Source organism: Achromobacter xylosoxidans, from assembly GCF_014490035.1.
GTDB lineage: Bacteria > Pseudomonadota > Gammaproteobacteria > Burkholderiales > Burkholderiaceae_B > Achromobacter > Achromobacter bronchisepticus_A.
In genome coordinates, this window is sequence record NZ_CP061008.1 from 261,685 (window position 1) to 273,949 (window position 12,265).

9 protein-coding genes are annotated in these 12,265 nt (G+C 65.3%); 5 read left to right on the forward strand and 4 right to left on the reverse strand.

The window, feature by feature from the left end:
* The first annotated feature begins 149 nt into the window (after positions 1-149).
* The 5 genes from IAG39_RS01250 (at position 150) to IAG39_RS01270 (ending at position 4,256) form a co-directional block, all read left to right on the forward strand.
* Positions 150-902, forward strand: coding sequence for an SDR family NAD(P)-dependent oxidoreductase (locus tag IAG39_RS01250; protein WP_118932294.1), 753 nt, complete (start codon positions 150-152; stop codon positions 900-902).
* A gap of 42 nt (positions 903-944) precedes the next feature.
* Positions 945-2,111 carry an acyl-CoA dehydrogenase family protein gene (locus IAG39_RS01255; RefSeq protein WP_118932295.1) on the forward strand — a complete coding sequence of 389 codons (1,167 nt, stop codon included), beginning with the start codon at positions 945-947 and terminating at the stop codon, positions 2,109-2,111.
* A gap of 50 nt (positions 2,112-2,161) precedes the next feature.
* Positions 2,162-2,641, forward strand: a complete 480-nt coding sequence (locus tag IAG39_RS01260) for a MaoC family dehydratase (protein WP_118932296.1) — start codon at positions 2,162-2,164, stop codon at positions 2,639-2,641.
* A 1-nt stretch (position 2,642) separates the two neighbouring features.
* Entirely contained in the window at positions 2,643-3,419 is a 777-nt protein-coding gene (locus tag IAG39_RS01265) for a citryl-CoA lyase (RefSeq protein WP_118932297.1), read from the forward strand.
* Between the two features lie 96 nt (positions 3,420-3,515).
* A complete protein-coding gene (locus IAG39_RS01270; RefSeq protein ID WP_118932298.1) occupies positions 3,516-4,256 on the forward strand; it encodes an IclR family transcriptional regulator in 741 nt (246 codons plus the stop codon).
* A 42-nt stretch (positions 4,257-4,298) separates the two neighbouring features.
* Here the strand turns inward: IAG39_RS01270 and IAG39_RS01275 are convergent, their stop codons facing one another.
* The 4 genes from IAG39_RS01275 to IAG39_RS01290 are packed head-to-tail and all read right to left on the reverse strand — an operon-like array spanning position 4,299 to position 12,203.
* On the reverse strand, positions 4,299-5,636 hold the full coding sequence (locus IAG39_RS01275; protein ID WP_118932299.1) for a hypothetical protein: 1,338 nt from the start codon (positions 5,634-5,636) through the stop codon (positions 4,299-4,301).
* 24 nt (positions 5,637-5,660) lie between these two features.
* Positions 5,661-7,349, reverse strand: coding sequence for a CHAT domain-containing protein (locus IAG39_RS01280; protein ID WP_124260359.1), 1,689 nt, complete (start codon positions 7,347-7,349; stop codon positions 5,661-5,663).
* A complete protein-coding gene (locus IAG39_RS01285; RefSeq protein ID WP_118932301.1) occupies positions 7,307-10,135 on the reverse strand; it encodes a PAS domain-containing protein in 2,829 nt (942 codons plus the stop codon). The genes IAG39_RS01280 and IAG39_RS01285 overlap by 43 nt, the downstream gene beginning before the upstream one ends.
* A gap of 46 nt (positions 10,136-10,181) precedes the next feature.
* Positions 10,182-12,203 (reverse strand): hypothetical protein, encoded by a 2,022-nt coding sequence (locus IAG39_RS01290; protein WP_118932302.1) that lies wholly within the window; start codon positions 12,201-12,203, stop codon positions 10,182-10,184.
* Positions 12,204-12,265: the final 62 nt, after the last annotated feature.

The following is a 12,265-nucleotide window of genomic DNA, read 5'->3' on the forward strand; positions in this document are numbered from 1 at the left end:
TTCGACATTTCGTTATTCGGTACGATATTATGAATTTAAGCGGCGTCCTCAAGGGGGCGGTCACCGCCCCAAATGCGGGTGGCGCGCCGGGGGGAATCGCGTGATGGCATGCACGGCCGCTGGCCGTTCCATACAGGAAAGACATCTCCATGGATTTAGAAATTGCGGGAAAGGTGGCGCTGGTGACCGGATCGGGTCGCGGCATCGGCGCCCAGACGGCGCGCGTGCTGGCCGAAGAAGGCGCGCGCGTCGTCATCACGGACATCGACGGCCAGACTGCCTCGGCCACGGCGCAGCGGTTGCGCGATGAGGGCCACGAGGCCATCGGCGTGCAATGCGACGTCTGTGAGCGTGACGCGGTGGCCGCCATGGTGGACGCGGCAACGGCCGCTTACGGCGGCGTCGACATCCTGGTCAACAACGCGGGCTTCACGCGCGACAAGTATCTGGGCAAGATGGCCGAGTCCGATTGGGACTCGGTGGTCGACACCATCTTGAAGGGCGCCTTCCATTGCACCCGCGCCGTGCTGCCGGGCATGATGGAACGCAAGTGGGGGCGCGTTATCAACATCGCCTCGCGTTCCGTGTTCGGCAATCCCGGCCAGACCAACTACACCACCGCCAAGCTGGGCCTGGTGGGCTTCACCCGCGCCCTGTCGCTGGAACAGGCCAAGTTTGGCATCACCGTCAACGCCATCGCGCCCGGCTTTGTCGAAACCGAACTCATGCAGTCCCTGCCCTCCTATCCGGTACTGCGGGACGCGGCGCTCGCCAAGAACCCGGTCGGCTTCCTGGGGCAGCCGGACGACATCGCATCGTCCGTCGCCTTCATCGCTTCGGAGCGCGCCCGCTACATCACTGGCGTCACGCTGTACGTGACGGGCGGACGCTTTTCGTCTTGATACGCACACCCCAAATCTTGCAATGGCCGCTTAGAGGACAACATGGATTTTGATTTCGATACGGATCAACTGGCCCTGCGCGACAGCATCAGGCGCTATATGAAGGCCGAGATCGGCCCGCGCATCGCCGCCTGCGAAGCCGACAGGCGCATCCCTGCGGACGTGCTGGAGGGACTTGCGCAATTCGGCTACATCGGCGGGCTGCTGCCCGAGGACGATGGCGGCTTCGGACTGGACTTCGTCACGTGGGCGATGATGGTCGAAGAGGCCGGCTACTGCTGGGGATCCCTGCGCACCATACTCAACATCACGAATATCTTCCTGCGCCTGGTCAATGCCTATGGCACGCCCGCTCAGAAGGAAAAATTCCTGCGGCCCGTGCTGTCGTCCGCCAAGAACGTGTGTGTGGCGATCAGCGAGCCCAACCACGGTTCCAACGTGGCGGGCATCGAACTCAGGGCGCAAGACCAGGGCGACCACTACGAGCTCAATGGCAGCAAGCTGTGGATCACCAATGGTGTGAACGCGGACTATGCCATCGTCCTGGCGCGTACCTTCAGCGCCAGCTGCGACGGCAAGCTATCGCTGTTTCTGGTGGAGCGCGAGCAGTCGCCCTACGAGGCGCGCCTGGTCGACAAGATGGTTCTTAAGGCTTCCGGCACCGCCGAATTGCGTTTTGACGGCGTGCGCGTACCCAAGGAGAACCTGCTGGGCGTCGAGGGCACCGCGCTCAAGACCATGCTGACGGGCCTGAACTATGGCCGCCTGAACATCGCGATGGGCGCGGTGGGCGCGGCGCAGGCCGCGCTGGACCTGTCCATCGAGTATGCAAAGACCCGGCGCCAGTTCGGCCGCCCCATCGGTGAATTCCAGCTGGTACAAAAACACATCGTCGACATGATGGTGCGCACCGAAGCGGCGCGTGCGCTGGGCTACAAGGCCGCCGTGGCCGTGCAGAAAGGCCTGCCCGCGCGCGTCGAATGTTCCATCGCCAAACTCTATGGCGCCGAAGCCGCGCATGAGGTCGCCAAGATCGCCTTGAGCGTCCATGGCGGCTTGGGCTATTCGACCGAGTATCCGCTGGAGCGCATCTTCCGCGATACCAGCGGCGGCACGATACCCGAGGGCACCGCGGAAGTGCAGACGCTGATCGTGGGCCGCGAGGTGCTGGGCTTGTCCGCGATCAACGCGGCGGAGACGGCAAAGTGACGGCGGCTTCTGTCGCAGTCGATACGCCGGCGCCCGGCGCCTTGGCAGACATGCGCTACTACTGGGATGACTTGCCGCTCGGCCTGGAAGTCGTAACGGCCGCGCGCACCATCACCGAAGCTGACGTGGTTGCCTTCGCCGGCCTGAGTGGCGACTACAACCGGCTGCATACGGATGCGGTCTATGCGGGGCAGAGCAAGTTCGGCCAGCGCATCGCGCACGGCATGCTGGTCGGCTCCATCATGTCCGGCCTGAACACGCGCACCGTGCTCAACCAGTGTCTGGAACCGTCGATCCTGGGCCTGCTGGAAATGTCCTATCGCTTTGCCAAACCTACCTTCGTCGGCGACACGATCAAGGTCAGGATCCTGGTGACTGGCCGGCGCCTGGCCAGCGACGCAAGCCGCGGCGTGGTCGAGTTCGAACGGCAGGGCATCAATCAGAACGGGGAAACGGTATGCGTCTGCAGCGTCAAGATGCTGGTCGCGTGCCGCGCCCAACAATCCAATGAACACATCGCGGAGGCGTGAATTGATCAAGACCGAAATCGGGTACACCACCCCGGAAACCATTACGGTGCGCGGCAAGAACCTGGCCACGGAATTGCTGGGGAAAGTCGACTTCGTCGACATGATGCTGTTGACGATCTTCAACCGCACGCCCAGCCCAGCCGAGAAGGCCATGATCAACCACATCCTGGTCACCGCATGCGACCACGGCCTGACGCCCAGCGCCATGAGCGCCCGGCTGACCTTCCTGGGTGCGCCGGAAGCGATGCAGGCGGCGGTGGCCGCGGGGCTGCTGGGCGCGGGCAGCGTCTTTCTGGGTACCACCCAGAACTGCGCCGAGATGTTGGCAGCCGGGGCCGCCGACCTGTCCGATGATCCGGACCAGGCGGCGTGCGATGCCGCTGCGCGTGCGATGCTCAGCGTAAGCCGGGCCAAGAAGCAGCCTGTCTACGGCATCGGCCATCCGATACACGTGCACGGCGATCCGCGCGTACCGACGCTGTGCCAGTTGGCGCAGGAGCTGGGCTTTCACGGCAAGCACTGGCGTCTGATGGACGCGGTTCATCGAGTGCTGCTGCAGGACCGGAACAAGAACCTGCCCATGAACGTGGTCGGTGCGATCGGCGCCATCATTTGCGACATGGGCCTGGATCCAATGATCGCGCGCGGCCTGATGCTGGTCGGACGCGCGGGCGGTCTGGTGGCGCATTTGTATGAAGAGCGTGAGCACCCGATAGGCCAGCAGATATGGGATCTGGTGCTGGCTCAGGACGAGCGCAATGTTGCCCCTGTTCGTTGACATGGACTACACTTCCGACGCCGTTTAACAACGCCTTTTCAACTTGCTGCGCTTGTGTCGCAGGCCGATGGCAAACTCCAGGTAATTGAGCGTCATATGCCGACCTTTGTTAGCGCCGCCGCCCGTGCCATGGCGGTATTTGAAGTCTTCGCGCGAGAGAAGCGAGAACTCTCCAACTCCGATCTGGCGCGTTTGCTGGATCTGGCTGATAGCAGCTGCCTGGACCTGCTGCATACCTTGCATCAATTGGGGTACCTGTTGCGCACGCAATCGCGGCGTTACTACCCGACTGGCAAGCTGCTGCTTGCCGTGCAGCAGATAAGCACGGTCGATCCCATCATCCATGCCACGCGCGAAGCGCTTGAACAGTTGTCCGAACGCACCGGGGAAACCGCGTACATTGGGCGTATCGATGGCGCCGCGGTCAAGGTGGTGGCGGTGCGCGACGGCAAGTATCCGCTGCGCTATATCCTGAGCCTGGGCGAGCGCATCGCGTTGCATGCTTCCGCCATGGGCAAGGCATTGCTGGGCGGCCTGCCACCCGAGGCCGCGCGCAAGCTGCTGGCCGCCAAGCCGCTGCGTAAACTCACGCCCGCCACCGTCACCGAACCCGACGCGCTCCTGGCTGAAATCGACAAAAGCCGCGAACGCGGCTGGTATCACACGCACGGCGAAGGCGGAGACGGCGCGGACGCGTTGGCTGTGTCGGGCTGGCTGGGCGAAGAATGCGTGGCCATGGCCATTTCGGGGCCGTCGGATCGTTTCCAGAGCAAGCGCGAAGAGTACGTCGAGGTGCTGCGCGAGGTCGCGGAGAAAGTCTTTACGCGCGAGCAGTAGGGTCAGTTCCGCGGCCGCGCTCAGGGCTGCCAGACCCAGCCGCTAGGGCTTTTCTTCCAGGATCGCCGACAACATTTCCCGGGATGCGCCGGACAGGGCGTCGGGTGCGGTGCCGGCTTTTCCGTCCACGTCGGGCTCCAGCGTAGCGAGCAGTGTGGAGAGCGCCTGCGCCAGCGATGCATCGGCTTGTTCGGCTGCGGCTTGCGTCGAGGCGGAGTCGCGGACCGCGGAGGTCGCCAGCAGGACCATGGCTGCCTCCAGCGGTTGCGCGATGACGCTGCTTCTGTCGGCTGCGGCCTTTTGCTTGTCCGCAACGACGGAAGCGATGTTGCTGTCGTCACTGGCGGATCTCAGGATACTGCTGGACTTCCATTTTTCTCTTTCGCTCGCGTAGGCCGCCAGCAGCGCGAAGCGGTCCCGTTCGATCAGCAGCGGCGAGGCGGCGATGTCGACCGCCAGCGATTGAAATGCGGCGCGGGCGGCCGCGGCGTTCTTGTTCACCAGCGCGGTGGTCATTTCGGTCCATTTGCGATGGAACGGCAAGGCCGTGGCGGCGCTGAACATGTCCTCCCCCAGCGTGGCGCGTTGCTCGAAAGCCAGCACCAGGTAGTCCACGTCGTTCACGGGCTCCAGGCCGCCGTTTCCATTTTGCCGGTGCAGCACGCCGTCGACCAGTTGCAGGTCCTGCAGCTTGTCTTGCGAGTCCGCGCCCGCCAACACGCGATAGCCGCTGCGGCGCAGCGCCATGCCGTCGAAAATGCCGAAGCGGATGCTGGCGCCGTCGGTGCCGAAGAGCTTGCTCAGCGGTTTGAGCAGGCCTTCTCCAGCCTTGACGACGGCGCCGCCCACTACGCCGCCGAACATGCTGACCGTGGTGGAGACGAAGTCGAGTATGCCGCGGGTGAGGCCGGTGTCGCTGAAGCGGCACAGCGCGGCGAACATCTCCAGGCCGTCGCTGTTGTACGGCACGTTGCGGGCGATGTAGACGTTTCGGAAAACCACCCTGCCCCCGCCCGATTTTGGCGCCGTCTCACCCATCGCCTGCTGGATCGCCTCGTAGCCGACGACGTAGGGAATCTCGCGCTGCGCGCCCGCTTCGGTGTAGCGCAGGAAGAAGGCGCACAGAGGCAGGAAAGCGGCGATGTAGTTGCCGGCGTCGGTCAAGCGCATCTCGACCATGCGTACGCTGAAATAGCATTGCCCGGGGACGAAGGCTTCCCCATTCAATCCACGCTCGCCCAAGGACGCGGCGCCGGGCGGCGGATCGATCTCCGCATAGTAATTGCGGCCCGCGGGCACGGTTGGCACCAAGCCGCCCATGCCGTCCGTGGACGAACCCAGGTCGCCGATCTTGCGCAGCATGCCGAATAGGGAAGTCATGGCGTGTACTCCTGGTGGCTGGTCTCAGTCGCGCACGATCGCCAGCGCGGAGGCCCAGGTGGGTGAGCCCCTGGCCTCGTCGTGCGAGCCGGCGCAGGCGCGCCGGTAGGCTTCCGCGAATCCTTGGGTATTGGCAAGGTCGAAATAAGCGAGGTAGAAGCGCCTGATGAAGCGGGCGCAGGTTTGATCCTCCACCTGCCAGCGGAACGCCAGGACACCCATGGCGCCGGCCCGCATGACCTCCAGCGCGGTACGCACCGACGCGCCGCTGCATGAAGACAGCACCAGCAGTTTGCAATTGCCGGCCTTCATCCAGCTGCCGACCAGGCGTATGGACAATTGCAGGCCCCTGCCGGCCTGGCTGCCCGGCAATACCAACATGGTGCTGTCGCCCACGGAATGGGAATGGCCCGAGTAGTGCAGGATGTCGTAGCCGCCGCCGGTCACCTTTTCTTCCAGGTAATCCTGCAGCTCATAGCCGGTGAGCGGCGGCACGTCCTCGACCACGAGGCGGCCGTCCAGACGCTTGGCCAGGGCTTGCAGGTTTGCGAGCTCCTCGGCGACGGCCGTCAGCGGTTTCAGCGTGACGCTCGGGATATCGTTGCTGCCATCTTCCGGTTGGAACGAGATGACGCCGCTGAAGTTCGCGCCGATGAAAAGCAGGCGCAGGGGGCCGGCCGGCCGGGATACGGTCTCTTCCTGATCGCTGGCGGAGTCCATGCCTTCCATGTGCAGGCGTCGGGCCATGGGTATGCGCTGGCACAGGTAGCGCCGCTCACTGGCCTTGATACTGGCGTTGCAGCTCAGTTCGAAGGGCAAGCTGAAGAAGGCCGCGCTCTGGCGGTCCGACACGTTGAAATCGAATCGCAGGTCGGCCCAGGCCAGTTTGTCGGCGGGCACGACGCCTTCCTGGTCGCGGGCGAGCTGGATCAGCGTGGCGATCGGCGGACCCACCGTGTCGGCCACCATCACGTCAAACGCCTGCCTTCCCATGTCGCTGAGCGACTCCAGCCAATTGGCCACTCTTTGGCTGCCAAGATAGGGCGAGAACTGATCGACGCGCATCAGCAGCGAATCGATATCGGATTGCCGCTTATAGGGAAGTTCCGGCGACCTGAATTCGTGCGGGCCGGACTGGAGCCGGTATCGGACCGCTTTTTCGGCGACTTCTATGATCAGCCGGCGGGGTTGAGTGGTGGCCGCCAGGCTGTCCAGCGCCCTGGCGAGCGCTGTGCTGCCGTCGCGCGTCTTGCCGGGCTCGTTGCTCCACATAAGCCTTTCGGGTCGTTCAAGCGCGCAGCGCTGCAGGGCCTCGGACGGATCCTCCGTTACGATCAACACGGGTACGGGCGCCTGCTCGGCCAGCCACTCCAGCACCTCGACCACCGTCGCGCCGCTCTTCTTCTTTTTTCCGCCTTGGGGCGCGGGCTTGGCGTCAATGATCAGCAGGCCCGGCAGCGACCCATGACGCTCGATCTCCTGCCGCGTGTTGCCCAGGTCGAAGACGTGCTGGAACGGCGCACCGATGAAGGGTTTGATTCGCGGGTATTTTTGCTCGTGCCTGGGCAGTTGCTGGATGCGGTCGGCCCAGCATTCCTCGTCGCCATCGTCGCCGCCGGCAAGCAGGATCCAGCTGCTGTTCTGTGCAGGTTGTTCCATCGCAGTCTCCTTTAGCCCGACCGGGAAGGGAAACGCAGGGTGAACGAACGCCACGGCGGCAGAACGGATTCATACGCTTGCGAGGGCGGGGCCGCGGATTCGGCCATGGGCGGGTCCGTCGTCAGCATGCCGCCGTGGGCCTGCATGGTACGCACGATCTGGGCGATGCCCAGGCCGGCGCCATCGTGGGCCGCGCGTTCCGCGTTCAGGAGCGCATCGTCGGGCACGGCGTGCGTCCGCTGGTCGCTGTCCCAGGCTTGTTCTGCGCTAAGTCCCAGGCGTACCGAACATCCATCCGGGTCGTCGCTGATGTCGACTTCCACGCGGGCGTCGTCGGAGCGGCAGCGCAGCAGATAGGCCAGAATGGACCGGAAGGCTGCGGATAACGCTTCGGCGTCGGCATGCACCATGGGTCCGCCCGCCGCGCCCGCCTGGGTCAAAGGCGCGATGCGGCCTTGGTCCCGCTGCGGAAAGGCGGTGATGACCCGCGTCAGCAGTTCGTGCAGCGCCACGCGGGCATGCTCGGGCGGAGCCTGCCGGCGCGCTTCGTTGGCGCTGGCCAGCCGTTCGAAGGTGATGTCCACCTTGCCGATTTCCGCCACGATGCGTTGGCCGAGGTTCTGAGCCTTGGCGAGGATGGCTTCGGACTGCTCGCCGCGCGCCGCGTCCTCGTGCAGCAAGGCGGTCTGCGTGGCGAGGCTGCAGGCCAGCGCCAGTGGGCTGCGGGTCTGTTCGGCGATTTCGGCCACCGTTTCGCGCAGAAAGCGCATGTCGCGCGCCCACTTCATGTCGGCGATGTCGGTGAAGAACCAGATCGACATGTCCAGGCTGGGATCCAGGTCCGTCCGGGTCGCCAGCACCGAGCGCGGCTGCCCGCCCGCGCCGCGCAGCTCGATGCGTTCGCGCCTGACGCCGGCCTCCGAACTCAGCAGTCCTTGCGCCGCGGGGTCGTCCGGCAGCGCGAAGGCCGTGATCGACACCGGCGTCTCGCCTTCGAGGCAGCGGCCGGGTTCGGCGCCCAGCATGTCGGCTGCGACCCGGTTCATCTCGATGATGGAACCCTCGCGGCCGACGAACACGACGGCCTGTTCGGTTTCGGCCATCAGGCTTTGTTTGGTCTGTCTGAGCAGGTGCTGGTCCAGCCCCTCTTCCAGCGACGCAATGATCTCCAGCAGGTCGTCGGCGTCGGGTCCCTTGAACGCATGCGATACCGAGGACTCCACGTCCAGCAGCCAGCGGATGCGGCCGTTCAGGCGGATCGGCACCGTCATGGCCGAGCGCAGGGGACGCGGCGGACCCGTGTAGTCGTTCCTGGGATCGTCGGCGTCGCCCACGTCATCCAGGGATAGCAGTTGGCGCTGCCGCAGCGTCTGGCCCAGCATGCCGCGCTCGATGGGCTGCAGGTAGCCGTCGGGCAGCGCGTATTCGGGCGCCAGGCTGTGCTGGGTCACTATCTCGTAGCGGCTTTCCTTGCGGTTCACGCGGAACAGCGCCACGTAGTCCCAGGAGAAGAACTGGGCCAGCCTGGGCACGATGTCCCGCGCCGCCGTGCGCAAGGAATCTGCCGTCATGATGGTCTGGCGCAAGGACTCGGCGAAGAGGGTGCGTTCGTCGTCGCGTTCTTTCTCGAAGCGCATCAGCACCGGCTCCAGGTCCAGGGCGCGCAGGATATCCAAGTGGCGTTGGCCATACTGCGCCGGCTGGCGCGAACACAGGCTCAGCGCTGAGCTATAGCCACCCTGGCGCGTGACGGGCAGCGTGACGCTGGCTTGCATGCCCATGTCGCGATAGCGGCGCACGATTTCGTCGCCCGGCTCGAAGTCGTGGCCGCTGACAAACGGCTCCATCTCCTCGATCCAGGTCTGGCCGGAATCCAGGAAGGGCCGGATCGCGGGCGGCAGCTCCATCCAGCGCGCCGGCCAAAGCTCCACCCCTTCTGGCCGCACCGCAATCGCGCGGAACAGCGACACCTGCGCGTCGTAGATGCCGAACACGGCGTGCTCGAATGGCACCAGTGGACGGATCTGTTCCAGGATGGCATCGAGCTTGAGGCGCCAACCGCTGATGGCCGGGTCCAGCGCGATGCGCCGAATCTCGTCGCGGGCGGACTCCAGCGCCCGCGACTGGATGATGGCGATCACGCCCAGCAGCTCGCCGTTGGGCGCGGGGTCGGGCGTCATGACCAGTTGGAACAACCGCTCTTCGCCGTCGCGTCCGGGCATGGCGACGATCACGGCCACCATGGAATCGCCTTCCTGATTGCGGGCGCAGCAGCGGATGGCATCGGCGATGCGGGGCGCGTCGCTCTTGCGGAAATGGCGGGCCAGAGGCTCGCCGCAGACCTCGTCGAGCTTCTGGCCCAGCGCGCGGGCCGCCTCGCGGTTGGCAAAGCGCACCACGCCCTCCAGGTCCAGACGGAACACGGCATAGGGCGTGCGTTCGAAGCGGCGCGACTCGGCTTTCCTGAAGGGCGTGCCGTCGTTGACCAGCACCACGAGTTCACCGCTTTCCAGTTTGCACAGCGGCACCAGTTGCGCGGGCACCGGCGCGCCGTCCCTGGCTTGGTAGATGCCGTCGACGGCGCCGTTACCCATCGTCAGCGCCGTGCCCAGGCCATAGGCTTCGGCGACGTCGCGGCCGCGGAACTCCTGGACGCTGGGGTCGAGCGCATCGCTGGCGTCCAGGATTGCGCCGTTCTGGCCGAGCAGCAGGCAAGGCACGCCCGCTCGCGACATTACCCGCAGCATTTCCGCGGGATCGCCCGGTATCGAAGCGGACGCCGGTACGCGCACGTACTGGTCATGCTCCAGATCCGTCTGTGCCTGAGGAATCTCAAACATATCCAAGCCCTCCCTGCCTGCCGCGGTTGCTGGCGCGGCTGCCGGCTCAACGTTTGATGAACGCAATGATCTGCTGCTGGGTGCCTTTGTCGTTGTCGAAGCCGCCATGCGTGCTGGCTGCCACGGGCGGGTTGGCGGAGCCGGGCGCAGGGCTGCCTTCGGGCGAGACATGCACGGCGTCGCAAGCGATGCCGGCATCGCGGAAATAGCGTTCCATGCCCAGCAGCGGCGTGGTGGTGCCGCCTTCGAAGGACTCGCTCACCAGATAGAGCAGCGAGCGGCGATACGGGCCGCAGGTGGGGTCGTCTTCCTCGGCCCGGTCGGAAAGGTGGAACTGCTGATAGCGTTTTACCCGCGTCTTCAGGTGCGGCACGACCAATTTCTGGAAGGTGTCCAGCGTGACTGCCGGGGCCATCAGGTTGAGCGATTCCAGTTCGCCGCCGTCAGCCGTCAAGCGGTGCACGAAGTGGCTGGCGACGATGGCGCCGGCCGAATGGCCGACGATGTGCAGGCGCACGCGGCCCTGGCTGACATGCGATTTGAAGTGCTTGTAGAGCATGATCATCGCGGCTTCTTCCTGCGCCATGCCTTTGGGCGTCGGTTCGCTCATGGCCTGGGCGTTCTGCTTCATCTCGCCCCAGATCACCGTGCCAGGCCGGGCCAGCCAGCGTTCCAGGCGCTGGTTCCACCAGCGCTCCAGCCGCTCGCCCAGGCCGCCCGTGGTGCGCGGCACGCTGTGGGCGGCGTCCTGGATGATGTTCTTCACGGTGGTGATGAAGTCCGTTTCCCACATCAGGAAGACCGGGAAGATCTGTTTCTCGTAGAGCAGCGGGATCCATTCGGCGGCGGCTTCCGCCGCATCTTCTTCGCCCACCAGGCCGCCATGTGCGTACACGCAGACGTCCATGGGCCTGTCCTTCAAGCCCCACTTCTCGCGCGCGGCGTTCATGTGCACATCGACGATGGCGCGCAGGTCGTCGGGCGTGGTGCGGAACGTGCCGCTGTTGCTGAGCTTGCCGTTGTTGCCGACGTTGACGATGAAGGGCGAGAGTTCGCGGTTGCGCAGCACGGTTCCTGCGGCCAGCGTGACACGCTTGCCTTCGGTGCGCAGGGTGATGCTGTTCGAGATCTTGGTGTGCTCATGCGTGACCACGCCCAGCTGCACCACCCAGCAATCCATGGCGTTGCGCATCCAGTCGTCGTAGGTCAGCACCGCCAGGCCATGGGTGCCCCATTCCTCGCCCCAGGAGTTCTGGATCAGGAAGCCGTCCTGGGTATAGCCGACGATGACGAAGGCGTGGCCGTCGGTGGCGGAGTCCTGCTTGTCGGGCGGGATGATCCAGAATGGCTGCGCGCCCGGCGTGGAAGGCGTCTTCTGCGGGGTGACGCCATGGCCGTCGTCCCAGCCGGCATGGCAGCCCGCGCTGGCGTACAGGATGCCGACCTCGTTGAGCGCCGCGTGCATTTCGACGATGTTGCGCGTGTCGATGCGGTAGTAGGCGCCCAGCGGGCGCTTGACGGCGTCCAGCCACCAGTCGTCGGCGGTTTCGTTGGCCGCCGCCGGCATGGCCAGGGCCGGAAACAGTTCCTGGGCGCACGCGCCGTGCTTGAACCAGCCCTTGAGCGCGCCGCGCAGGCTCGATCCCGTGTCGTCGACGGAACCCGGGAACTCGTCATAGCGTCTGGCCATGGAGTACAGCATGAATGGCGAGATGGCCGGGCGCGGTTCGCGCTCCGACTTGCGCAGCAGGTATTCGACCACCGTGGACAAGGCGAAGCCGGTGCAGGCCGAGGTGTCTTCCTGGTGCTTCACGGTCAATCCCATCGCGGGAATCATCTCGGTCTTGGGCGTGACCGAGATGTTTGGGCGAAATGGGAGATCGCGGACGTCGAAGGCGTCAGGCTTGGCCGTGCGGCGAAACGGCAGCGTGGGCGGCAGTGCGCGGCTTTTGCGTTTCGGGGTGGATCGGGGCGTCTTGGTCGCTGCCGTGCCGGCCGCGGCGGGCTGCCGCTTTGCCGCCGTCTTGCGTGCCGGGGCGGCGCGCCCCGCTTGCTTCTTTGCAGCCATGGCGTACTCCAGTGGAGACAGGCTTTCAGCGCGAGGGCGGCAGTTTCAGGCAAGACAATATG